The 24,775-nt window shown below is 62.7% G+C and carries 21 protein-coding genes and 3 pseudogenes; all 24 read left to right on the top strand.

Going from position 1 to position 24,775, the window contains the following annotated elements; genetic code table 11:
* The first annotated feature begins 11 nt into the window (after window positions 1-11).
* The 24 genes and pseudogenes from BMX32_RS11415 to BMX32_RS11290 all read left to right on the top strand — a co-directional run bounded on the left by BMX32_RS11415 (window position 12) and on the right by BMX32_RS11290 (window position 24,764).
* Window positions 12-1,085: a TrbL/VirB6 family protein gene (locus BMX32_RS11415; RefSeq protein ID WP_089978959.1), complete on the top strand. Its 1,074-nt coding sequence runs from the start codon at window positions 12-14 to the stop codon at window positions 1,083-1,085.
* A gap of 1,417 nt (window positions 1,086-2,502) precedes the next feature.
* A pseudogene (locus BMX32_RS18940) lies at window positions 2,503-2,871 on the top strand (type IV secretion system protein); the annotation flags it as partial.
* Between the two features lie 698 nt (window positions 2,872-3,569).
* The gene (locus BMX32_RS19030) at window positions 3,570-3,692 is read left to right on the top strand and encodes a hypothetical protein (RefSeq protein ID WP_280140835.1); all 123 of its coding nucleotides are present in this window, start codon (window positions 3,570-3,572) and stop codon (window positions 3,690-3,692) included.
* Between the two features lies 1 nt (window position 3,693).
* Window positions 3,694-3,924, top strand: coding sequence for a hypothetical protein (locus BMX32_RS11395; protein ID WP_089978948.1), 231 nt, complete (start codon window positions 3,694-3,696; stop codon window positions 3,922-3,924).
* A 773-nt stretch (window positions 3,925-4,697) separates the two neighbouring features.
* Window positions 4,698-5,075, top strand: a pseudogene (locus tag BMX32_RS11390) (hypothetical protein); the annotation flags it as partial.
* A 184-nt stretch (window positions 5,076-5,259) separates the two neighbouring features.
* Entirely contained in the window at window positions 5,260-6,168 is a 909-nt protein-coding gene (locus BMX32_RS11385) for a VirB8 family type IV secretion system protein (RefSeq protein WP_089978945.1), read from the top strand.
* Between the two features lie 32 nt (window positions 6,169-6,200).
* Window positions 6,201-6,926: a TrbG/VirB9 family P-type conjugative transfer protein gene (locus BMX32_RS11380; RefSeq protein ID WP_244511559.1), complete on the top strand. Its 726-nt coding sequence runs from the start codon at window positions 6,201-6,203 to the stop codon at window positions 6,924-6,926.
* Entirely contained in the window at window positions 6,923-8,170 is a 1,248-nt protein-coding gene (locus BMX32_RS11375) for a TrbI/VirB10 family protein (RefSeq protein ID WP_089978939.1), read from the top strand. Before BMX32_RS11380 ends, BMX32_RS11375 begins: the two co-directional genes overlap by 4 nt.
* Window positions 8,171-8,174: 4 nt before the next feature.
* Window positions 8,175-9,215: a P-type DNA transfer ATPase VirB11 gene (gene virB11, locus BMX32_RS11370; RefSeq protein WP_029213655.1), complete on the top strand. Its 1,041-nt coding sequence runs from the start codon at window positions 8,175-8,177 to the stop codon at window positions 9,213-9,215.
* Window positions 9,216-9,266: 51 nt separating this feature from the next.
* Window positions 9,267-9,728, top strand: a pseudogene (locus BMX32_RS18935) (lytic transglycosylase domain-containing protein); the annotation flags it as partial.
* Between the two features lie 737 nt (window positions 9,729-10,465).
* Window positions 10,466-10,891 carry a TrbC/VirB2 family protein gene (locus BMX32_RS11360; protein ID WP_244511506.1) on the top strand — a complete coding sequence of 142 codons (426 nt, stop codon included), beginning with the start codon at window positions 10,466-10,468 and terminating at the stop codon, window positions 10,889-10,891.
* Window positions 10,884-11,192, top strand: a complete 309-nt coding sequence (locus tag BMX32_RS11355) for a VirB3 family type IV secretion system protein (protein ID WP_029213657.1) — start codon at window positions 10,884-10,886, stop codon at window positions 11,190-11,192. Before BMX32_RS11360 ends, BMX32_RS11355 begins: the two co-directional genes overlap by 8 nt.
* A gap of 68 nt (window positions 11,193-11,260) precedes the next feature.
* Complete coding sequence (locus tag BMX32_RS11350; RefSeq protein ID WP_089978933.1) at window positions 11,261-13,729, top strand: VirB4 family type IV secretion/conjugal transfer ATPase; 2,469 nt, start codon at window positions 11,261-11,263, stop codon at window positions 13,727-13,729.
* A 17-nt stretch (window positions 13,730-13,746) separates the two neighbouring features.
* A complete protein-coding gene (locus tag BMX32_RS11345; RefSeq protein WP_089978931.1) occupies window positions 13,747-14,655 on the top strand; it encodes a hypothetical protein in 909 nt (302 codons plus the stop codon).
* Window positions 14,656-14,750: 95 nt separating this feature from the next.
* Complete coding sequence (locus BMX32_RS11340; RefSeq protein WP_343123860.1) at window positions 14,751-15,860, top strand: TrbL/VirB6 family protein; 1,110 nt, start codon at window positions 14,751-14,753, stop codon at window positions 15,858-15,860.
* 1,334 nt (window positions 15,861-17,194) lie between these two features.
* Entirely contained in the window at window positions 17,195-17,827 is a 633-nt protein-coding gene (locus BMX32_RS11325; RefSeq protein WP_089978926.1) for an XVIPCD domain-containing protein, read from the top strand.
* Window positions 17,828-17,837: 10 nt separating this feature from the next.
* Window positions 17,838-18,329: a hypothetical protein gene (locus tag BMX32_RS11320; RefSeq protein ID WP_089978923.1), complete on the top strand. Its 492-nt coding sequence runs from the start codon at window positions 17,838-17,840 to the stop codon at window positions 18,327-18,329.
* Between the two features lie 33 nt (window positions 18,330-18,362).
* The gene (locus BMX32_RS11315) at window positions 18,363-19,493 is read left to right on the top strand and encodes an XVIPCD domain-containing protein (protein WP_244511504.1); all 1,131 of its coding nucleotides are present in this window, start codon (window positions 18,363-18,365) and stop codon (window positions 19,491-19,493) included.
* A 54-nt stretch (window positions 19,494-19,547) separates the two neighbouring features.
* Window positions 19,548-19,865, top strand: a complete 318-nt coding sequence (locus BMX32_RS18460; protein ID WP_139206712.1) for a hypothetical protein — start codon at window positions 19,548-19,550, stop codon at window positions 19,863-19,865.
* A gap of 244 nt (window positions 19,866-20,109) precedes the next feature.
* Entirely contained in the window at window positions 20,110-20,589 is a 480-nt protein-coding gene (locus BMX32_RS18455) for a hypothetical protein (RefSeq protein ID WP_139206711.1), read from the top strand.
* Complete coding sequence (locus BMX32_RS11305; RefSeq protein WP_089978918.1) at window positions 20,586-22,151, top strand: XVIPCD domain-containing protein; 1,566 nt, start codon at window positions 20,586-20,588, stop codon at window positions 22,149-22,151. The genes BMX32_RS18455 and BMX32_RS11305 overlap by 4 nt, the downstream gene beginning before the upstream one ends.
* An 84-nt stretch (window positions 22,152-22,235) precedes the next feature.
* The gene (locus tag BMX32_RS11300) at window positions 22,236-22,754 is read left to right on the top strand and encodes a hypothetical protein (protein WP_089978915.1); all 519 of its coding nucleotides are present in this window, start codon (window positions 22,236-22,238) and stop codon (window positions 22,752-22,754) included.
* A gap of 2 nt (window positions 22,755-22,756) precedes the next feature.
* Window positions 22,757-24,202: an XVIPCD domain-containing protein gene (locus BMX32_RS11295; RefSeq protein WP_089978912.1), complete on the top strand. Its 1,446-nt coding sequence runs from the start codon at window positions 22,757-22,759 to the stop codon at window positions 24,200-24,202.
* Window position 24,203: 1 nt separating this feature from the next.
* The gene (locus BMX32_RS11290) at window positions 24,204-24,764 is read left to right on the top strand and encodes a hypothetical protein (protein ID WP_089978908.1); all 561 of its coding nucleotides are present in this window, start codon (window positions 24,204-24,206) and stop codon (window positions 24,762-24,764) included.
* The last annotated feature ends 11 nt before the right edge of the window (window positions 24,765-24,775 follow it).

Genomic DNA, 24,775 nt, shown 5'->3' with positions numbered 1-24,775 from the left:
CAACGGCAGCCATGGCGAATCCAGCCGATTATGTCTATTACAAGCTCGTCTACGATTACCTTATCTATGAGATCGACGATTTCAGCGAGCACCTCATCGGCCACACCATGGCTTGGGCGAGCGCAGTCGCTCTAACGCTCGTGACCTTATGGATACTGATTCAGGGGTTTCGCATCGCCACTGGCCGGTCCCGCGACTCCCTCATGTCCACCGTTGTCGACATGGGCCGCATCGCTGTGATCGTCGCCGCCGCGACCACCATGGCGATCGCCGGCACCGACATTCGCACCCTTCTCACGAAAGACATCGACAAGGCGGTGCACTACATGTTCACCGGCCACAACGGCAATACGTCTGACGCCATCGACGAGAACCTCGCCTATACGCAGCTGGCCCTAAGCACCATCAACGTCGTCAAGGTCAATCCCGGCGACACCGAGATGCAAAACGCGAGGGACCGCTCCGCTCTTATCGCCACCTTCGGCACCGCCAGCCCACCCATGGCCGCCGGCGCGATGTTGCTCATCTACCACTTCGCCATGGCGCTGTTCATCGGACTCGGCCCGCTCTTCATCCTGTGCCTGATCTTTCCCCAGACCAAGGACCTGTTCAAGCGCTGGCTGATGTACGGCATAGGCACCACCTTTTCCATGGCGCTGCTCAGCGTCGTGGTCGGCATCGTGCTCAAGCTCACCGTCAAGATCAGCGTCGCACTCTGGGGCGCAAAGATCATCAATTCGCTCATCGGTAACAGTACAGAGGGCCTCACCAGCACCGCCATGCAACAAGGGGGTATCGGCCTTCTTCTCACTGCGTTGATCGTCTCCGTCCCGCCCATGGCGGCGATGTTCTTCCAGGGAACGTTGGGCAGCTTCATGAGCTACTCGGCCTTCAATGGTGGAGCGAACTCGCCCGGGCCGCAGGGGCAACCGCCGGGGGCTTGGGCGAGGCAGAGTGCAGCGCCCCACTCGGACCCGGGCGCACGAGGCACCGTAGACGATTCAGTCGGCATCGAGGGACGAATCTCGGGTATATCCGCGTCAGCCAACCAACCCGATCAGATCAAGGCATCTCGGACCGTATGAAGATGAAAAGGCTACGACCGGCATTTGCTATCGCTCTCATCGGATCAACACTGTCACTTGACCTGCATTCCGAAGGTGGTTGTCCGCCCGGACAAGTTCCGCAACAAGGCAATGGGTGGAGGGCATGCATCCCAACAGCACCGCAAATTCAGAGTTCAGGTCGGGCCGCAGAGCCGATTTGGAAGGCTCGCTGGCAGGCGATTTCAGTGGATTTGGACAAGGGCGTTATCGGGACCTCGCTCGACCGCCCAACCAGAGACACGGCGGAACGCGATGCTTTGGTCGATTGCACAAATAAGGGCGGTTCGGCATGCAAGATCCATATTTCACATGGCAATGCTTGCGTTGCTCTGGCAGTCGGAAGATCTCGCTTGGCCAGTGCGGACGGATTGACAAGGTCGGCCGCGGAACGTGGGGCGATCAGTAACTGCGAAAAAATCGGTGTGACATGTGAGGCGATCTACTCAGCATGCAGCCTCCCCGTTCGCATTCAGTAAGTAGCCTCAGGCACCGATGATCACTTGTGATCTCCCACCCGCCAAGCCCGCCGGCTGATCCCGCGGCTCCCTCATGTCCACCGTCGTCGACATGGGTCGTCTCGCCGTGGTCGTCGAGGTGCAGCAGCCATGCCGACCATGACGGCCCATTGGGCGAATGACGGCGTGCAGGAGGGCTTGAGTTATTCATCTGATACGCGAGTGTCCCAAGGGGACATGCCGCCGATCATGGATCAAATAGAGAATCCCGCCCAAAAGGGCCATTAATGACAGCGATGCGCAAATATCTCCTAACTCTAGCGGGGCTATGTATCGTCGTTGTGAGCGCTTGTGCAGATGATGAAAGGAGGTGTCCGGCGGGGCACGTTCCACAGGCCGGGCCGGGCCGGGCCGGGCTGGCGAACATGTATCCCCGTTCAAGATGACGCTAGATGTGACACTGCAATCAAAGAGGTTTGGCGATCATCTTGGGGCGCAGTCGCGTCGAGTCCAGATGCCTTCGGAATTGTTTCGGATGCACCGGGCGAGCATTCAGCGCAACAAGGCGCGCTAGCGGCATGTCGTAGTTGGAGGGGGCAACCGATGTGCGCTCCACACCACGTACTCTGATCAATGCATCGCTGTCATATCGAATGCGGAGATGTCCTGGGCCGGCGGAGGACAGAGTGTCGAATCTGCAACTAAAAGCGGCCTTGAACGGTGTGGAGGGAAGTGGCAAGTGCTGGGTTTACTACACCGGCTGCAGCCTTCCGATACGCGTTCAATAGCGAGAGATAGAGCCCTTGATCTACCGTAACAAATGGACATTTTCGGCCACCGACCGCTCACGAAATTACCTCATGTCCACTGATGTCGACATGGGCCGCATCGCCGTGGTCGTGGCCCCCTCCACCACGACGATGGCGATTGCGGGTACGACCCTGTGCCTGATCTTTCCCCAGACCAAGGATCTGTTCAAGCGCTGGCTGATGTACGGCATAGGCACCACCTTTTCCATGGCGCTGCTCAGCGTCGTGGTCGGCATCGTGCTGAAGCTCACCGTCAAGATCAGCATCGCACTGTGGGGTGCAAAGATCATCAATTCGCTCATCGGTAACAGCACAGAGGGCCTCACCAGCACCGCCATGCAGCAAGGGGGTATCGGTCTTCTGCTTACCGCACTCATCGTCTCCGTCCCGCCCATGGCGGCGATGTTCTTCCAGGGGACGTTGGGCAGCTTCATGAGCTACTCGGCGTTTGGCGGTGGAGCGAACTCGCCTGGGCCGCAGGGGCAGCCGCCGGGGGCTTGGGCGAGGGGTGAAGTATCACGTGAAATGAATCAGCGGGTTGCCACTGAAGATCCCGGGGGATTCAGTTCACGGATCACGCAGACGACGCAGGACTCGCAAGGGGACAGTATCAAGGGCTCGGCGGAGCGAACTAAATGAACCGCCGGCAAAGAATGCGTCTTGTAGCCGCAGCATTAAATATCATCGCAACATCTGCGTTCGCAGAAGGTGGATGTCCCTCCGGTCAATTCCCCCAAGTTGGGCAGGGCTGGCGCGGCTGCACTCCTCCGAAGCAGCCGACTGCTCCAGCCATGCCTCGATCACCGCGATGGGACACACGTTGGCAAGCCATCGCCACAGACACTCCGAAAGGCATTCTTGGAAAGTCGGTCAACCGGCTCTCTGCGTTAAGTGCAGAAAACGATGCGCTTGAGGATTGCCAGGCTCAAGGCGGAACCTCCTGCAAGATATCAATCTCCTACAGCAACGGATGCGTGGCCATGGTCGTCGGAAAATCGTTGTTGACGACAGGTTGTGGCGCCACCAGGTCAGACGCCGAGCAGGACGCCATTCGCGAATGCGAAAAGGGAAGCCTGAACTGTGCGGTCTACTACTCCGCATGCAGCCTCCCAGTACGTGTCCAGTAGCCGAGCAGTAAATCATTGAGAACTTCCAGCAGTGCGGTCGCCGGCACCACAATCCGCTCCCGCGACTCCCTCATGTCCGCCGTCGTCGACATGGGCCGTATCGCGGTGTTCGTATCCGCCGCCACTTCGATGACGATCGCCGGCACGGACCTCCGCACCCTGCTGACGAAAGACGTCGACCAAGCGGCGCACTAACGTGTTCACCGGAGACAACGGCAACAGGCCCAATGCGATCGACGAAAGCCTCGCCAGCACCCAGCTCGCGCTGAAAGCCATACGTGCCGTAAACGTTGTCACCGGCGATACCGAAATGCAGAACGCGACAAACCGGTCAGCCTTGATCGCAGCCTTCGGCGTCGACAGCACCCATGGCCGTCGGCGCGATGCTGAAACGCCGGCTGCCGAAGATCGGCGCGCCGTCTCTTAACCTATGACCATGACCGGCGGCACATTGCCGCCGACGTTGGATTCCCCGTCTCCATCGCTGCGAAGCGACGAACGCACTCTCCCGAACATCACCTGCTATACCGACTCTCGGTATGCACCCCTTTCCGGCACTGCCCTGCACCGCGAATCATCTGTCGCACTGACGCATCAATCCATGCCGACCCCGTGAAGAAAAAATGAAGGTTGCAATGGCAACCTTCACGTGGCTTGCACATCTTCGCAAATTCGTGATCGCCGACACTGCGAAACCGTGAATTCGGTCAAGCGTTTGAAGCGTTTCATACACATTACATGCCGAGAATGTGTGACATCTGCCACACAAACAGGGATATACAAGGGTAGTAAGAAATTTCTTGTTGCGTTACCTTTACGTCGCGGACGGCGTTCGCGGAAGGGGTGGGGAAATTCAGGTCGTTGTACAGCAACCAAAGGTTGGCGCGTTCCAGCGCCGCTGCGCTGCACGATCTTTCTTCGCTGGCACGTTATGCATGGGGCGCGAGAGCGGCCGCTACAGGATGTTGTATGGATGATTTGCAGGTTGCGTGTGTTCCACGATCTTACGGGGTCTTGCCGGGTGCACCGCCGTCCTATGGATGGCTTTGCCGCTCCCGGCTGAGCAGGGGCTTCAGCCAGGCGCCACCGCCCCGCTCTTAGTCACATCGCGATGAAAACGCTTTCTTTTCCTCCAGCTGCGCAAAGGCAGCTGGACGGTGTCGTTCGCCTTGAAATTCGTACCGAGAGCTTTGTGTGCGCATGAAACTGTCTTCCCTAACCAAGCCCTGTCTTCCGGTCGCCGCCGCGATCCTTCTCGTCGCGTGCGCCACGCCGCCCGCGAAAGACTTCGGTGGCCGGTGGAAACCGGTCAACCGGTACGACGACGCGACGGTCGAGATTCCTCTCGCCCTTCCTTATACGTACTACGCGGCGCCGATGGACGGCACGCTGAAGACCATGCTGACGCGCTGGAGCGCGGATACCGGGCTTAAGCTGAATTACAAGCTGCGCTCGGACTTCACCCTGCCGAAGTCGGCGGCGAGCGTGCATACCTCGGAAGCACGCGACGCGGCTACCCAGCTGAGCACGATCTTCGCGCCGCAGGGCGTCAGCGTGGTGGTGACCGGGTCGGAAATCGTCGTCGCCGAGACCTCGTCGATCGTTTCCCCGCCGCCGGCTGCCAACGCGCCTGCCGGAACGGCGGCCGCCGCTCCCGAAAAGTCCGTGCACGCACCCGTCGCGAACGCACCGAAGCCGGCGTCCACCGACGCCGCGCCGCGCACGCCCTAACCCTCACCGCGACAGCGATCCAGGTCTCTCGATGCTCACCAAGAAACAATCCCCGAAAATCGACGCGGCGGTCCAGCGTTCGGTCGATTTCGAAACCACCGTCTCCGACCTCGCGCAGCGCAGCGAACGGCGTGCGTGGATGGTCGCGTTCTGCGCGATTTCCATGGCGCTGATGCTTGCCGGCGGATACCTCTACATTCTGCCGCTCAAGGAAAAAGTACCGTACATCGTGCTTGCCGATGCCTATACGGGCATGAGCTCGCTCACCCGCATCACCGACGATGTGGTCAACCGCCGCATCACGGCGAGCGAGGCGATCAACCGCAGCAACATCACGCACTTCATCCTCGCACGCGAATCGTTCGACGTCACGATGATCAATCTGCGTGACTGGGCGACGGTGTTGACGATGGCGTCTCCGAATATCGCTCGGGCATACACCGACCTCCATGCGCTCGACAACCCGAATGCGCCGTATAAGACGTATGGCCGCGATCGCTCCGTGCGCGTGAAGATCCTGAGCATCGTCCTGATCAACAGCGACGACGGCACGCCGAAGGGCGCTACCGTGCGTTTTCAGCGCAGTGTCTTCAACAAGACCACGGGCCTGACGGTGCCGCTCGACAGCAAGATCGCCACGATGGCGTTTGCGTACAAGCCGAACCTGAAGATGGACGACCAGTACCGAGTGGAAAATCCCCTGGGCTTCCAGGTCACCGACTACCGCGTCGACAATGACTACGCCGAGCCGCCCCCGCAGCCCGTCGAAGCCGCGGCGCCCGCCACCCAGGCGCCCGCCCAGGCCACGCCGCCGGCGGCAACCACCGCGGCTGCCACGACCGTGCCGGCATCACCCATTCCCCTCGACGCGCCCACCGTGCAGACGGCACCCGCACAGGCCGCCGCTCCCACGAACGCCGCCAATGGAGGGCGCCGTTGATGAAACGCACCATCCTCAGATTCTCGCTGGCCATGTGCCTGCTCGCCGCGACCGGCGCCGCCGGTGCACAGGTCGTCACGCCGTACCAGTATGAGCCGGACAAGATCTATACGATCCACACGGGCCTCGGCATCACGACGCAGATCGAGCTTAGCCCCAATGAGAAGATCCTCGATTACAGCACCGGCTTCAGCAGCGGCTGGGAGTTGACGCGTCGCGACAACGTCTTCTACGTGAAACCGAAGAACGTCGACGTCGACACCAACATGATGATCCGCACCGCCACGCATTCCTACATCTTCGAACTGAAGGTGGTGGCGACGGACTGGAAGACGCTCGATCAGGCGCGTCGCGCAGGCGTGCAATACAAGATCAAGTTCGAGTACCCCTCGGATACGAGCTTCCTTTCCGAGACGAAGAAGGTCGCCGAAACGCCGGAGCTCGATACCGCTCTGGTCAAGGGCCGCGACTACAACTTCGATTACGACTACGCCATGAAGCGCAAGACGGCGCCATGGGTCGTTCCGATCAACGTCTACGACGATGGCCGCTTCACGTACATCCGTATGCCCGACCTGAAGCAGTTCCCCACCGGGAACTTCCCCACGGTCTACATGCGCGAAAAGGAACACGGCGAGGACTCCGTGGTTAACACGACCGTGGAAGGCAACACCATCGTTGTCCACGGCACGTACAACTACCTGGTCATCCGGCACGACGACAACGTCGTGGGTCTGCGAAGGAACACGAAGAAGTGAGCCCGAATAATCCTTATCACCCGGAAGACGAGAACCGCGGCGCCGACGAGACGCAGCGGCACACCCACGACGAGCACGATCCGCTCGCCTCGAATCCGTACTCCCAGCAGCAGCGCCAAGCGCCGCCGCCGGATCTCGACGCCGCCGCGCCGCGCCTCGCCGAGGCAGACGTTCGCCGCATGAACCGGCGCGCACTGGCGTTCCTCGCCGGTATCGTGGCCCTGCTCCTGTTCGCCGCCTGGTTCTTCCTCAGCGGCGGCTCCGCGTCGGCTCCGCCGCCGAAGCCGAAGCGTGAAGAGACGGTCACCATTCCCGAGGCTCCGAAGGTCGTGCCCGTACCGGAACAGGCGATGCCTCGCCTGCCGGAACCGATTGCACTCGCGCCGCCGGTTCCGCTTCCGCCCACCACGCAACCGAAGGCGATGCAGCCCCGCGTCAACACGGGGCCGAGCCTGCTCGAGCGCCGGATGATGGATACCGAGGCCGCACAGATCGCCGGCGGTGCCGGCAACAATGGCGGTGGCGGTCAGCGCGGTCCGTTCGGTTTCGGGCCGGGCGGCATCGGCCTACCCGGGCAGCAGGATCCGAACGTGCCGGTGAACTCGGCCTATGGCGGCAAGGAGTTGCCGGAAGTCTCCAACGCGCAGCCTCTCACGCATCCCGACACCCTGATGATGCGCGGCACGTTCATCCGTTGTGTGCTCGAAACCCGGATCATCACCGACATGCCGGGCTTCACGTCCTGCGTGGTGACCGAGCCCATCTACTCGTTCACCGGCAAGCGCATGTTGCTGCCCAAGGGCTCGAAGGTGCTGGGCAAGTACGAGATGGAGCCCAACGGACCGCGCGTCGCCGTGATCTGGGATCGCATCGTCACGCCCACCGGCATCGACGTGAACATGGCCAGCCCCGGCATCGACACGCTGGGCGGCGCCGGCCATCCGGGCTATTACAACGCCCATTGGGGCAGCCGCATCGGCTCGGCACTGCTGATTTCGCTGTTCAGCGATGCGTTCAAGTACGAGGCGGCCGAGCATGGCCCGCGTCAGACGACCATCAGCAACGGCGTGGTCACGCAGAATCCGTACGAGAGCTACACGGCGCAGACCTTGCAGCAGATCGCAGGCATGGCGGTGCGTCGCGCGGCCAACCGCCCGGCCACCGTCACGATCAACCAGGGCACCGTGCTGGCGATCTACGTGGCCAAGGACGTCGACTTCAGCGGCGTGGTGGCACGGTACTGATCCGATGAACGCACCTGTCGTCGCCGCCGTCGGAAACGAGTTCCTGGATTACCAGTACGAAGTGCTGGGCATCCAGGATTACCTCGCGTCGTCCGACGTCACGGAAATCTGCATCAACAAGCCGGGCGAGCTGTATCTCGAAAGTCGGGGCAGCTGGCGGCGTGTCGACGTGCCGTCGCTGACGTACGAACGCGCGCGTCAGTTCTGCACGGCCGTGGTCAACGAGAGCAATACGGGGCAGCGCATCACGGACGTCGACCCCGTGGTGTCGCTCACCTTCCCCACCGGCCAGCGCGCGCAGTTCGTGATTCCGCCGGCCGTCGAGGCCGGCCGGATCTCGATCACGATCCGCCTGCCGTCGCGCCAGAGCAAGAGCCTCGCCCAGTACCAGGACGACGGCTTCTTCGACCAGATCCTCGAAGGGGAGAACACGATCTCCGAAGCCGATCGCGAGCTGCTCGCGCTTCGTGCCGAACGCCGCTACGCGGATTTCTTCCGCCACGCGGTGCTCAGCAAGAAGAACATCGTGGTCGCGGGCGCGACGGGCAGCGGCAAGACCACCTTCATGAAATCGCTCGTGGGCCACATTCCCGACGACGAGCGACTCGTCACCATCGAGGATGCGCGCGAGCTGTTCATCGATCAGCCGAACGTGGTCCACCTTCTCTACTCGAAGGGCGGGCAGAGCGCGAGCAACGTTACGGCGAAGAGCTGCATGGAAGCCTGCCTCCGCATGAAGCCCGATCGCATCATCCTCGCCGAGCTTCGCGGCGACGAGTCGTTCTACTTCATTCGTAATTGCGCGTCGGGTCATCCCGGCTCCATCACCAGCTGCCACGCTGGCAGCGTCGAGCAGACGTGGGACCAGCTGGCCCTGATGGTGAAGGCGTCGACGGAGGGCGCCGGCCTGGAATTCGCGACGATCAAACGCCTGCTGATGCTGACCATCGACATCGTGGTCCACATCAAGGCACATGCCGGCCGCCGGTTCATCACCGGCATCGACTTCAATCCCGCACGAGCCTTCGCCGCGGACGCGGCGTAGGCACGGCAACGGATCGGTTACCGCCAGAGGACCAGTAACGTGGTAGTAGCAATGGAAATGATGGCGTGCCCCAACCTCGCGGTTCCAGTCGAGGTGATGCAGCACGTCGTCAACGTCGAGTCGTCCCGCAACCCCTTCGCCATCGGCGTCGTGGGCGGGCAGCTCGTGCGCCAGCCGCAGAACCTCGGCGAGGCCGTGGCAACCGCGCAGATGCTGGAGTCCAAGGGCTACAACTATTCGCTCGGCGTTGCTCAGGTGAACCGGACGAACCTCGGCAAGTTCGGGCTCGACACGTACGAGAAGGCCTTCGACGTATGCCCGAACCTCGTGGCCGGTTCCCAGATCCTCGCCCAGTGCTACGCCAGCGCCAGCGGTGACTGGGGCAAGGCGTTCAGCTGCTACTACTCGGGCAACTTCACGACCGGCTACAACGACGGCTACGTCCAGAAGATCTTCGAGTCGATGGCGCGGCAGAATGCGCTGACACCGAACGCCATCCCGATTCCGCTCGTCGGATCCACCGGAACGCGCACCCCCGTCCCGCAGTCCGGTGACAGCGGCGCGTACCGCGTGGCGATGCGTAGCGTGGCCGATGCCACGCTCGCCGCGTCGCTTGCCCCAACGGTCGGGAAAACGGTCGGCGCACCCCCGGCCCGCGCGGTCACCCCGATCGATAACCCGTCGATCGGCGAGCCAGTGCCCGACATCGCCTCGATCGCACAGGCCTTGCAGGACGCGGCCGCCGTCCTTCCCACCGCCCCGGGCGGCGTGGTCGCGCCGGGCATTGTCGGCAGCGATCTCTCGCCGCAGCAGCCGACCGGCCGTATCCCGACCGACCCCGCCACGGCAGCCGTCATGTCCCAGATCGGCGCGCGCGTGCCGGACGGCGCCACGGGCGGTTCGGGCCGCATCGCCACGGATCCCGCAACCGCCGCCGCGATGGCGCAGGTCGGCGTGTCGGCCAACCCGGATGGCACCGCACCCGCGTCCGGTGGCGTCTTCGTTCCGCGCGTGCGCGGACCGAACGAGCCAGCCGCCTCGGCCGCCCCGCCTTCATCGGTGCCCGCGACCCCGGGCACCGACGCGGCGGACCTCCGCCAGGGAGGCCGCGATGGCGCATTCGTTTTCTGACTGGCGCGCCCTGAAAACGTGTCAGTCGAAGCAGCAGCGGCTACGGAGCGTGTAGCCGTCACTCACCCGGCCGCCAGGAGCGGCCTTCATCACCAAGAAACACACCAAGGAACTACGAGATGGCCCTGTTGAAAATGCCCAGCCTCCCTGCCGACAACGCGTCGCTGAACAAGATGGTGATCATGGTCATGATCGCCGCCTTCCTGCTTCTGCCGTCGGTCAGCTTCGCCGATCCCGACGTCACCGAGACGTCGAAGAAGGTCTGCGGTTTCTTCGAGAACATCAACTCGCTGCTCAACGCCGCGTCGATCGTCGTCGTGACCATCGCCGTGATCTTCTCGGGCTATCAGATCGCGTTCGCACACAAGCGCATCGCCGACGTCGCACCGGCCCTCGTCGGTGGCGTGCTGATCGGTGCTGCTGCGCAGGTCGCGAAGATGGTCGTCGGTGGTAATGGCGGCGCAAGCGAGTGCAAGTCCTCGAGTGGCGCTTTCCTGATCGACGCCATGCAGTCGGCCCTGCACCTGCTGCAGATCCATGCATAAGAATCCGCTCTTCCGCGGCTGCACCCGCCCGCCCATGTTCATGGGTGTGCCCTACATCCCGTTCTTCATGGGTGCGGGCAGCGGCTTGCTGATGGCGATGTACTTCAACATGTGGTTCCTGCTGTGGATCCCGATCAGCGTCTTCATCATGCGTCAGATGGCGCGTCGTGACGAAATGATCTTCCGCCTGCTGGGGCTTCGCCTGCAGTTCCGGACGCGGGTGCGCAACCTGCCGGAACACGAAGGCACATGGGTGTTTTCACCGAACAACTATCGCGAGCCAGGCAAGGCGAAGCGATAAGGCACGAGCCATGCCCTGGCAGCTTGCTGCCAGGGCCTTTTGAACGCGACACACGGTAGACCAGAGCGATGTTCAATCCAGATGCCGGCATAGCCGAATTCATTCCCCTCTCGACCCATGTCTCGCCGACCGTCGTCAAGACGACCGGTGGCGACTTCCTGCTCGTCTGGCGTCTCGGCGGCTTGCCGTTCGTGGGCCGCGAGGAATGGGAACTCGAGCATCGCCACAACACGTTCAACCGCATGTTGCAGACGCTGCGTGCGCCCGACTTCGTCAATGTCGCCTTCTGGGTGCACGACGTCCGGCGGCGACGCGGCGTGAAGGACCGCAGCCGGTTCGAGCACAGCTTCAACCAGGAGCTTTCCGACGGCTACTACGAGTCGCTGTCCAGCCAGAAGCTGATGCAGAACGAGCTCTACCTCACGATGATCTACCGGCCCGTGGTGTCGGGTAAGCGCTTCGTCGAAAAGTCTTCCAACGTCGAGCGCCTCCAGGCCGAACAGGCACAGGCCATCGCCACCATTCTCGAACTGGCCGGCAACGTCGAGGCCGTCCTCAAGGATTACGCACCCACCCGGCTGGGCATGTACGAGGCGCCGAACGGCATCGTGTTCTCCGAGGTGCTGGAGCTCTACGGCTACATCCTCAACCGCATCGACGAGCCCGTGCCGGTGCTGAGCGCCGCCGTGAAGGACTACCTGCCGGTCAGCCGCCAGCGTTTCTCCTCGAAGACCGGCGACTTCGTGCTCACCACGCCCAACGGCGTGAACCACTTCGGCGCCATCCTCAACATCAAGGAATACGTCGACGGTACCTACCCTGGCATCCTCAACGGCCTCAAGTACCTCGACTTCGAGTACGTGATCACCCACTCGTTCAGCCCGATGGGCCGCCAGGACGCCCTGAAAGCCCTGGAGCGCACCAAGGGCATGATGATCTCGTCCGGCGACAAGGCGGTCAGCCAGATCATCGAGATGGATCACGCCATGGACCAGCTGGCGTCAGGCAACTTCGTGCTCGGCGAGTACCACTTCACCATGGCGGTGTACTCCACCGTGCAGGAGACCCTGTCGCAGCAGGTCGCCGCGACCCGTGCGGAGCTGTCCAACGCGGGCTTCGTCTCGGTGAAGGAAGACCTCGCCGTGACCTCGGCCTTCTATGCCCAGTTTCCCGGCAACTGGAAGTACCGCACGCGCCTCGCCAACGTCAGCTCGCTGAACTTCCTCGGCCTGTCGCCGCTGCACAACTTCGCCACCGGCAAGAAGGCCAACAACCCGTGGGGCGACTGCGTCACCACGCTGCAGACCACCAACGGCCAGCCGTACTACTTCAACTTCCATGCCACCCACCCGGCCGAAAACTCGTATGGCGAGAAGGCCATCGCCAATACCATGGTGATCGGCAAGTCCGGTACGGGTAAGACGGCCTTGATCAACTTCCTGCTCAGCCAGGTGCAGAAGCTCGACCCGGCGCCCACGATCTTCTTCTTCGACAAGGATCGCGGTGCCGAGATCTTCGTGCGTGCCTGCGGCGGCAATTACCTGGCTCTGGAAAACGGCAAGCCGACCGGGTTCAACCCGTTCCAGTGCGAGCGCACGGAAGAAAACGTGCAGTTCCTGGCCGACCTGGTCAAGGTACTCGCGGGCAAGAGCGTCTACAGCTCGCGTGAGGAAGAAGACATCTTCCGTGCCGTGGAGAACATCCTCGACACGCCGATGCACCTGCGCAACATGACCAACTTCCAGAAGAGCCTGCCGAACCTCGGCGACGACGGCCTCTTCATCCGCATGCGCAAATGGACCGCCGGCAACTCGCTGGGCTGGGTGTTCGACAACCCCCGCGACACGGTCGACCTGAGCCGCGCCAACATCATCGGGTTCGATTACACCGACATCATCGACAACCCCGAAGTCCGCGCCCCGGTCATCAACTACCTGCTGCATCGCCTCGAAGCGCTGATCGATGGTCGGCGTCTGATCTACGTCATGGACGAGTTCTGGAAGATCCTCGATGGCAAGGGTGGCCTCAAGGAGTTCGCGAAGAACAAGCAGAAGACCATCCGTAAGCAGAACGGCATGGGCATCTTCGCGACGCAGAGCCCCGAGGACGCGCTCGCCAGCGACATTTCGGCGGCGCTGATCGAACAGACCGCCACGATGATCCTGCTGCCCAATCCGAACGCCAGTCGCGAGGACTACGTCGACGGCCTGAAGCTGACGGAAGCCGAGTACAACGTGGTCGTCAGCCTCGACGAGCGCTCACGCCGTTTCCTCGTCAAGCAGGGCCACGCGTCGGCGGTCTGCCAGCTCAACCTCCGCGGCATGGACGATGCGCTGGCCGTGATCTCCGCCTCCACGGACAACATCGAGATCATGCACGAAGTGCTCGCCCAGCAAGCCGAGAATCACGGCACCACCGCTGCCGACATCAGGCCCGACCAGTGGCTCCCGACCTTCTTCGAGAACCGCAAGGGCAGCGGCAAAAAGCCCGGCCCCGTCTCTCCTACCACGCGCACCGCCCGCACGGCGGCGCGCTGACGCCGGCCCGAATGACCATGGAAACCATCATGACGCATCCGACGAACTCCACCCCGAATCCGATCCGCCGCTTCGTCGGCGCCACCGCCCTGCTCTTTGGCCTGATCCTCGCCGCCCCAGCCGCGCATGCGCAATGGCAGGTGAACGATGCCGATGCAAATATCAAGTTGAACGATATTCGGACGAACACGTCCAACACGGTCGACGAAGCCAAGAACATCGTCCAGCAGAACAAGGACATGAACTCGGTCCTCGGCACGACGAGCACCGGCGACGGTAAGACGATCAACGCCAACCTGGACGCCATCAACAAGAAGCTGGTGATCGGCACGTACAGCGACAAACAACCGGGTGCGCGTGTAAAGAATCCTGAGAAGGTGCTTCCCGAAGACACTACGAAGCTGGATGACGGCAAGCGCTGCGATGCCGTTGCCGAGCCGCAGCAGGCGAACTGCAAGCTCATTGTCGACCTCGAAAACGCTCAGTACCAGTACATGCTCACCATGTATAAGAACACGGAAACACGCGACGCGATGCTGCGTGAACTGCTCAAGGAACGGGAAGCGATCAAACCCGAGGACGCGAACCAGTTCGGCAAGCTCGAAGACAACACCAACAAGCTTACGGCCCTGTACAACCTTATCGCGCTCGACCAACAGCAGATGCAGACGGTGAATTACGCCTACGAGGCGAATCTGCGCTACCTGCGTTCCCAGCAGACGTTGGCGGCAAACGCGGCGAGCACCGGTAAGAAAGTCGACGAGTGGGGCAGCATCAAGCTGCCGGGCATCGGTGACGTGAACATCGGCGATGCGGTGAGCGGCCTCGCCACGGGCGTCGCGCTGAAGGGCGCGCTCGACGGCGTGCAGAGCAAGAAGCCGGAAGGTATGCAGACTCTCAAGATCGGTAAGTCCAATGGCTTCTGACCCGATCCATCGCAACGACAGGCACGGAATCTCACGTCATGGCTGACATGTCCGCCCATTTCCTTAATCAGCTCGCTCTGGCAGGTCCCACGGATCTGCTCGACACCGCGACGAAGTTCGTCTTCTTTCAGACGATCAACGACTTCCTGCGCGAAGAAATCGACATCATGCAGTGGCGCCTGCTGTCGAGCTCCGCCTTCATCATCGGCTACGTCGCCGTCACGGTGCTGACGATCTGGATCATGTTCCAGGGCTTTCGCATCGTCACGGGTCAGTCGAAGCAGCCCATGATGGTGCTGGTCGGCGACTCGCTGAAAGCGACGCTCGTCGTCTTCATCGCGACGACGGCCGCCTACTCCTCGTCGTCCGTGTACTGGACCCTGAGTGATGGCATGTCGACGACGATCGCCCAGTACGTTACAGGTGAAGACGGTACGCCTTTCCAGCACATCGACAACAACCTCGCCGGCATGGAGCTTGCGATGGGCACCATCGATGCCATCGACACCGGCGGTAACCAGGCCGCGCAGGACGCCAAGGACCGCGACCGCTGGTTCACCGGCATCGGTATCGCAGGCCCCAGCGTCATCGCCGGCGCCATGCTGCTGCTCAACAAGATCGCCCTCGCCCTCTTCGTCGGCTTCGGCCCCATCTTCATCATGTGTCTCCTGTTCGAGCCAACGAAGCAGCTCTTCAACAAGTGGCTGCTATACGGCATCGGCACGGTCTTCTCGCTGGCGGTACTCAGCGTCATGGTCACGATCGCCATGAAGATGCTAGCTGCGGTCACGGCGGCGTTCGCGGTGAAGTACCTGCTAGCGATGCCAGGTGTCGCCGGCGCAGGTGGCACCGACGGCATCAACAGCATGGCCTTGCAGCAAGGAGGCCTCGGCCTCCTGCTCACCACCATGATCATCAGCGCACCGCCGATGGCCGCCGCGTTTTTCCAGGGCACCCTCGGTCAGTTCAATGCGTACTCGCCGTTCGGGCATATCAAGCCGGAGCCGCAGGGTGGGCGTGGTGGGTATGGCCCGCCGGGAAGTTCGACCTACAACGCGCCGCCCACCAACACAGGCGATGCAGGACGGCAGAATGAGAGTTCTGGTGGCGTGCAGGATCCATTCACCAGGCACGCGACGATCGCATCTACGTCAGGTAATCCGCCGCCTGCGGCTGGAATTCCTCAGAAGGATAGAAATCAGTGATGAATCTGAGAAGACTTTGGCTCACGGCCGCTGTAGTAGGCATTGGATCTCTGGCCGCCGCCAACGTGCAGGCACAATGCGCTACTGGAGTGAATACTGGCGGAGGGAATTGCGTCCCGCCCGATGCGCCTGGAATGCCTGGCTATGATCCCTCGCCCGTGCCCCAGCAGGCGGAGCCTGTCTGGGCTGACTCTTGGGGGGCGATCGTTCTCGATGTTCGCGGCAGTGCAAAGGGCACCTCGAATAACATGCAAAGTAAGGCTGCTGCGATTGAAGCCGCGATGAGCGAATGCAAGTCGACCGGTGCCTCAAACTGTGAGCTGAAGATTACATACTACAACCAATGCGCTGCTGTAGCGTGGGGCGATGAATCGCTTGGCATAGCTCACGAAGCGACCGAGAAAGGGGCTGTAGATTCAGCGGTTTCGTCTTGCTCGGAGCGAGGCAGCGGCTGCAAGCCTGTGTACACCGCCTGCAGTGTGGCTCGCCGAGTCAATTGAACAGCGTGCCAACACAGGCAGCATCTCGGGATGGGCTGAGGTCAAGGGGAATTTACAGTCTCGTCCTTTCGGCAGCCGTTATTTTTCTGGGAGTCGTCAACTGTTCGGCCTTCGCGCAATGCGCGACCGGCGTCAACACGGGCGGCGGCAGCTGTGTCCCGCCCGACGCGTCGGGAATGCCTGGCTACAGTCCAGCCGTAGGCGACGAATACACCGCCCCACCCGTACCAGTCTGGGAGGACACCTAGGGCGCTATTGCGATAGATCTCGACATCGGGTCCAAAGGCGTATCGATTGGACAGAAGTCGGAAAGCCAAGCGGTCCGCAGCGCTGTATCCGAATGCCGGGAAAATGGAGCGACACATTGCGAGATTGAGCTTACTTATTTCAGCCAATGCGCGGCTGTCGCTTGGGGAGACAAATTCCACTCCGTAGCCAAGAACAAGACAATCGACGAAGCGAGCCACGATGCGCTAGATCTCTGCAACCGACGCAGTTCCGGCTGCGCCATCGCCTATAAGGCGTGCAGTCCACCGAAGCGCATTCGGTGAAGCCGGCCCTCCATCAAGGCATCGGTTGCCAGCGAATCGCGTACCCGCCATCTACGCATATGCAGTCCAAGCCGTACGGTGGACTTAGACGCTATAGATCCGTGGGCCAACGAGTCATGGACCGGTGATGAAGCAAGGGGGGACGACGTGTAAAGGTGTTCGATCCGTCGCACCAGCTACGTCGTTGCGTATCAAGCATGCAGTCCGGCGAAGCGTGTCCGGTAGCAGCACGTCCCACCAGCCCCGAAGCAGTCGATCGATGTAAGCCCTGCGGACTTGACCGATGAAAGAAGACCACGACAACCCGTCTATCCGGCACGAGGCAGATCTCGTTTCGAAGCTACTCGCTCGCGAAACGAAACTCCCGCCCGACGCGAAGGGACGCCGCGCGCGTGCTCGCCTAACGAACGAGCCCCCTCGCGACGACTCGGCCGAGCGCAACACCATCAACGCCATCGAGCACGCCATCGATCAGATCGAGGCGGGTCGCCGTCGTCGCCATCATCACTGCCATCCGCACGGTGCAGCGCACGGTTTGATGCTCGACCAGCCCGAGCACCCGCATCATGGCCTGTACCGCCAGACGCGCGACGCCGTTCACCGGCTGGACGCCGCGCACGGACGCACGCCGGACGAGCGCAGCGACAATCTGGCCGGTGCGCTTACCGTTTCCGCGCATCGCGACGGCATGGATCGCGTCGATCATGTCGCTCTGAGCGATGACGCGTCCCAAGCTTTCGCCATCAAGGGCGACGTGGCCTCGCCGCATAAGCAGGTGGTCGAGGTCGCGACCAGCGAAGCCGTTGCGACTCCGCTCGCTGACAGCTCCGCCGCGCTTGCCGCCGCAGCCAAGGCGCCGGAGCCGCAGGACAAGTCTCCTGAGCCGCCCCTGCCCCACCCGACCCTCAACCTCTAGGACCGCGCCGATGAAACACGCCACCTCTCTGCTTCTGGTCGCCGGGCTCCTGCTCGCGGGTTGCGATCGGCCCGCGGCCGCGCCTGATGCTTCTGCCGCGGCTACGTCGACGCCTACCCCGGCGAGGGTCGCCGCAGTCGAGCCGGCCCCTGCCGCCGCCTGCCCTGCCACCTTCGACGCCTTCCTGCCGTCGTTCGAGAACGATCTCGCGGTACAGAAGATCGCGGTGACCGATCCGTTGCAGAGCGATTCCGTCGACCCGAACGCCGATCCGGAACCGGCGCCGGTGTCGAAGATGCTGGCAAGGGATGCCGTGACCTTCCCCGTCATGCCCGATGAGGCGACGCAGAAGAAGGACGGTCTCGTCGCCACGCGCACCGCCGTCAGCGCCACCGAGGTATCGATCAAGCTGACCAAGCCGGACACCGACTACCAGACGACGTTCTTCTTCCGGAAGGACGACTGCTGGCACCTGTACCGCATGAAAGACGATTCGCTCTGACCGGGAGAAGAAACCATGCCTTACCAGGACGTCATGAACACGATCCTCCCGCATCAGGGCGGACGCGACGCGCACATCACCGGCCACTACGGCGAGCACCGCGCCAAGGGCCCGCACGGCGGCTCCGACTTCAACTACGAAGGCGGACAGACCGGGATCAACCTGACCCACCCCACCGTGCACTCGCCGGTCGCCGGTGAGGTCACGTTCGTTGGCGGTCAGTACGGCACGATCAAAGTGCGCGACGCGCAGGGCAACAGCCACGAGATCCTGCACACGCAGTCGCAGTCCGTGAAGGTGGGCCAGCACCTCGAAGCCGGCGACGAGATCGGCCGGATGGGCGGACGTGGCCCCGACGGTGCCAGCCAGTATGCACAGCACGTTCACTACCAGATGAAGGATGCCCACGGGCATGCCATCAATCCGGAGACGTTCTGGCGCGACCGCGAGGCTCCGCACGCCGGAAGGCACCCCACGTCCGCACCTCATAGGGCCGCTGCGGGCCATCATGAAGGTCACACGTTGCGCGAGGACGCGCGCGGCGGCGACGTCCAGACGTTGCAGGAGCGCCTCAACGCCCTCGGCGTCCGTGACGCGCAGGGGCATGCGCTGACGCCAGACGGTCGCTTCGGCACGCATACGAAGGAAGCCGTCGAAGCATTTCAGCGCGAGCATGGATTGAAGGCCGACGGCATCGTGGGCCCGCGCACCACGGAGGCGCTGCAGAAGGCCCAGGCGCACGCACCGGCGAGCCTGGATCACGCATCGCATCCGGGAAACGGCCACTACACGCAGGCGCGAGATGGCGTGCATCGCATCGATGCCGCGCATCAGCGCACGCCGGACGAGCGCAGCGAGCGCCTGGCCGCCGCGCTCACGGCGGAAGCGCAGAAGCAGGGTCTGCAGCGTATCGACCACGTTACCCTGAGCGACGACGGTCGCCGCGCGTATGCGATGCAGGGCGAGGCCGATTCGCCGTTCAAGAAGGTCGCTGAAGTCGACGTGGCCAGAGCCGTCGCGACGCCCGTGGCGGAGAGTTCGCATGCGTGGCAGGACGCCGCTCAACAGGAGCACGTCAAGGCTGCACAGCAGGGGCAGGCGCAACAGCAACAGCAACAGCATCAGCATCAGGAACAGCAGTCGAGGGTGCCACCGGGACACTGACTCACCGATCGTTGCCGAACCGAATCATCGCAACACGAAATACAAGGAATTGAGATGAAGAACTGGATTTTCCTTGCCGCCTGCCTTTGCAGCGGCACTGTGGGCGCGCAAGCGGTGAGCTACCGTGACAATGATCCGTTCGTGTTTTGCAGGTACGGCCAGAAGAATCTGGACCGATGCTGGTCACCACTGTCGCCCGCGGCGGGAACCATCTTGCCGAGCCCTTGGTGCAAGCCGCAGAATCCGTACGGAAAAACCCCGACGGCCGATGACATCGCCTCCCTTGCAGAGTGGTATTCCGTGTGCACCGGCGTCGGACAGGGAGACTGGGAAGGAGCCGGAACGGGCGAGCAGGTACCCTTCGCCCATTGACGGTTGCTTACCTATGCGCAGCAGATTCTCTTCCCGTAGCACCGTCTCGCGCCCGCCAGCGAATTGGCGGATACGTCATGCACATGCGCCCATCATGCGATACGTCCCGATCGCACAGCGCCGTTGCGCCCTTAAAAAGCGGATGCGGCGTCTGGTGCAGGTCACCGTCCCTGGCCTGTTTCTCTCACTTGCAGCTTGTGGTGGAAACGTGGAACCAAAGATTCAACTCAACAACGACCCGCGAATGGAATACCAGATCACATTCCGGGTAGATGATCCGGATGTGATCTTTGACCGGGTTGAGGGTCAGGCAAATTATCAGGTTAAGAACGAAGCCTGCGTGCCTTTGACCCCCGTGAGCGGTGTGAAAGTCGCTCCATCCAAGACGATTGCCCTCCATGCTCGAATGGTGGACAACAGCACGTATCAGCTCGTTGTATTCGCCGATGCGCTTCGTGATGAGGACTACTTTGGCCTCGGCGTCTGCCATTGGGAGCTCGTAGCCGCCACGTTAATTGGTGTCAAGGATCGCTCCAGTCTCAGCTCCGGCGTGATGGCTTCCAATATCTATTCGGGAGAGCCTAGCGTCTTACGTTATCCAACAGCTTGGTTGACGGCGCCTGCGCGAAACTTCAGTGAGCCCGGCTACGGAGACGCTGCCGCTCTCAATGGTTCGGCATCGATGTTTACAATTGAGGCTCGATCAAAGGAGATGCAGAAATGAGCATCTCCGAAAAGACCTATGCCCTCATCGCCAAGGATTCGTACAAGCAAAAGGTGGTTCGAGCACGCGTCAATTTCGACGGCGACGACTATGAGGTCATCGCGACAAGTCGTCCATCCGCCACGGGTTTCCAGGCGACCGCTTATCAGCAGATCAGAGGCTCGGAGCTCGTTATCGCTTATCGCGGTACCGAGTTCGATCGTGAACCTTTGAAAGACGGCGTGGTTGACGCGGCCATGGTTCTTGCGGGGATTAATCCGCAGGCTAAATCCGCTGAGTCGTTTACCCGCGAGGTGATGGCAATAGCCCGTGACCGGGACGGCGATTCTGGCGGTCGGACGAACATTTCTGTCACCGGCCACTCCCTCGGCGGCACGCTAGCCCAGCTCAACGCCGCGAAGTTCGGCCTCGACGGCCACACCTTCAACGCCTACGGCGCCCAGAATCTCGCTCCCGATCTGCACGAAGGCCGCGGCCGCATCGTCAATCACTGCCGCGCCGGCGATCCCGTGTGCGCGGCGGCCGATCACATCGGCACCGTGAAGGTCTACGCGACGCAAGGCGATATCGACCGCCTCAAGCTATCCGGTTACACGGGGCATGATCGGCAAAGCCACTTCACCACCGTGAAGTCGGTGGACTTCGCAGCGCACGGTATCGAGAACTTCGTCGACGGCAACGCCATCAACGGCGCGTCGATCCTCGGGCCCGAGTCGCAGGCGCGCTATCGCGCGAACCAATCGCTCGTCGAGATGTACCGGTCCGACATCCATTTCATCCGTGCGCGCGCGTCGGCGAGCTGGGAAATCCCGGACGCCATCGGTCGGGAGATCCATGGCGCCGCTTCACGAGCCGCCACGCACGTCGGGCATGCGGCCGGGGGATTCGCGTCGGACGTGGGCACAGGCGCCCGGCATGTGTTCGACGATGCCGCGCGCTTTGGCCGCGCCATGGGCGAAACCGCGCACGATGCGGGCGAACGCACGCAGGATTACGTCGCCGGGCGAGTCCATGCCGTCGGCAACGACTTGCGCGACGCTGGCGATGTGGTTGGCGAGCGCGCCCGTGAAGCCGCGCGGTTTGCCGCATTCGCGAGCCCGCTCACGTCGCCCGTCTTCAGGGACGCGATGAACACGAACGACACGTTCCGCCAGCCACCGCGAATCGACGATCCGGCGCATCCCGACCACGCCATGTTCAAAAACGCGTTGTTCAACGTGCATTACCTCGACAGGGAGGTCGGCCGTCAACCCGACCAGCTGAGCACCAACCTCGCCGCCTCGCTGACGGCGGCTGCCCGACAGCAAGGTATGTCGCGCATCGACTACGTCGAACTGAGCGAGGATGCGAGCCGGGCTTACGCGGTGCAAGGCGACGACAAAGACCCTCACAAGAAGGTCGCCGCCGTCGCCACGGAACTCGGCATCGCGGCATCCGTCGAGCAGAGCAGCGCGACGTGGCGCCAGGCCGCCGAGCGGCAAGCCCAGGCGCAGACGATGGTCGCCACGCCCTCGCTCTCCGAACCCACGAAGGGCCACGCCGGCCCCAGCTTCAGCCGATAGGAGCCCGAGCGCGCCATGTCACGACGACTCGCCCTACCCTTCGCTACGCTTTTCGCCCTTTCCTTGCAGGCCCACGGTGCACCCATGAACAAGCCCGACATCAAGCTCAATCCTCATCCGAAGATGCGTTACGAGATCACGATGACGGTGGAGGGGGCGCCCGGTGGTTTCGAGGCTGTCCAGGGCCGCGTGGACTATCACGTAAGCAACCCAGACAGCGTGCCGCTGACGCCATTGTCAGGTGCAACTGTCGAACCCCAGGAACACACTTCCGTCGAGTTCGAACGCGTGAACGACACGACGTACAAGGCATACGTCTATGCGGATCGCTATCTCGACGAAGACTATTTCGGCCGCGGTACATGCCACTGGGCACTCGTGGCGGTTAGCGCGAACCTTATTCAAGGAAGGGCAAGGTTCAGTCCGATGATCGTCGCCGATGACGTTTTCAGACAGAAGGAGAGCAGGCGTTGGTTCGCGAACCAGGCTTATCGCGGCTCGCCCCTTAGTGGTCCGGACATCGGAACGGGGAAGCGTTCTGACTACAAGCAGCCTGACGACACGTTCTCAGTGACACTTCAGTCGACGGAGAGGACACCGTGAGCATGCGCTCGACGGATTACGCGCGGCTCGCCCAGGATAGCTATCACGATCCCGATCCGGATCCCGAGAAGGTCATTACGTTCGAAGGCGTGGCGTACAAAGCCGTCGACTCGATGAACAACCCGCACACCGGTTTCCAGGCGACGGCGTACCAGCGGCAGGATACTCGTGAGATCGTGATCGCTTACCGCGGCACCGAGTTCGATCGCGAACCGGTACACGATGGCGGTGTCGACGCGGGTATGGTTCTCTTGGGGATCAACGCTCAGCAGGGGGATGCATCGGCGTTCACCGAGCGCGTACTTGAGCGTGCGCGCCAGGAGTCCGCCATGCGCGATCCGCCCATCGCAGTCACCGTCACCGGCCACTCCCTCGGCGGCACCCTCGCCGAGATCAACGCCGCGAAGTACGGCCTGCATGGTGAAACCTTCAACGCCTATGGGGCTGCCAGCCTCTACGGTGTACCGGAAGGCGGCAATCAGGTGATCGACCACGTGCGTGCCGGCGATCTCGTCAGCGCGGCGAGCCCGCACTTCGGCGAGGTGCGCATCTATGCGGCGCAACAGGACATCGACACCCTCGGCAAGGGCGGGTACCGCGACGACGGTGGCGCCTTCAGTCTGCGTAATCCGCTCGCGGCGACCGACTTCGACGCGCACGCCATCGACAACTTCGTGCCGGACAGCAAGCTGCTCGGCCACAGCATCATCGCGCCCGAGAACGAAGCACGTTACCGCGCGCACGACAACATGATCGATCGCTATCGTGGCGACGTTCGGGCCCTGCGCGAAGGTCTCTCGGCGCCGTGGGAGGTTCCGAAACACGCGATCGAGGGGGCCATCGACGCCGGGCGTTCCGTGGCCCACGCGGTGCGCGACGGCGTGCATACCATCGAGCATGCGGTCAGCGAGGCGGCGCACGAGGTCAAGGAAACCTTCGAGCACGTGAAGGAAGACATCGCCGATGGCGTGCACGCCATCGGCGACAAGGCACGCGGCGCGTGGAACACGCTGACGCATCCGGGTTCGTGGTTCGAGCACGATCCGAAGACCGTGCCGCTCGATCACCCGTCGCACCCGGACCACGCGCTGTTCGAACAGGCGCACGGCGCTGTCACACGGCTCGACGCCCAGCACCAGCGTACCCCCGACGAACGCACCGGCAACGCCGCCGCGGTCCTCGCCGTGGCCGCACGACGCGACGGACTGGATCGCATCGACCATGCGGTGCTCAGTACCGACGCCTCACGACTGTATGGCGTGCAGGGAACGATGGATTCGCCTCTCAAGCGCGTGACCGAGGTTCCGACCCTGCAGGCGCTGCAGACACCCTTGGAGCAGAGCTCCGAGGCCTGGAGGAACGTGGCCGAGCAGCAGCGCCAGGTGGCCGAGGCCCAGCGCCAGCAGACGCCGCGCGAGCCGTCCGCGCCGATGCCCGGCCGCGCGTGACATGAACGACTATCGGAAGTCCATGATGAAAACGATCCCGACGATCGCGCTTTTTTTGTTCGCCACGCCTGCCTTCGCCGCCGCGGCGTCGCCCGTTCCCGCCACGATGTGCGCGAAGGACGACGCGGTGGTGTTCTCCTGCCCCCTGGCCGGAAGCACGAAGGTGGTGTCGATCTGCGCCGCCGGCGACGTCGCGCACGACAAGGGACGCTTCTACTACGCCTATGGTCGTGACGCGACGAAGCCGGAACTCGCCTACCCCACCGCCGGCGCCACGGGTGAGTTCACCCGTTCCCACCTTGGCTTCGCCGGCAATACCGGCGGCTACGCCTATGCGTTCACCAACGCCGGGTTCAAGTACGTCGTTTACTCGGTTTCCGGCGCGAACAACCTGCAGGACGGCGGACTCGTCGTGTTGAAGGACGGCGAATCCAGACCCGTGAAGCGCAGCAGCTGCCAGCCGGGCGCCGTCATCGATACCGAAGACGACACCCTGATCGACGCCACGCTGAAACTGAAGCGCGACCCGGCGCTCGAAAAGAGCGGTCTCCCCGCGCGCTGATCGCGCCGCTC

Origin of the sequence: Luteibacter sp. UNCMF331Sha3.1, assembly GCF_900109915.1 — a bacterium.
Classification (GTDB): Bacteria; Pseudomonadota; Gammaproteobacteria; order Xanthomonadales; family Rhodanobacteraceae; genus Luteibacter.
This window is presented reverse-complemented; position numbering and strand designations above follow the sequence as displayed.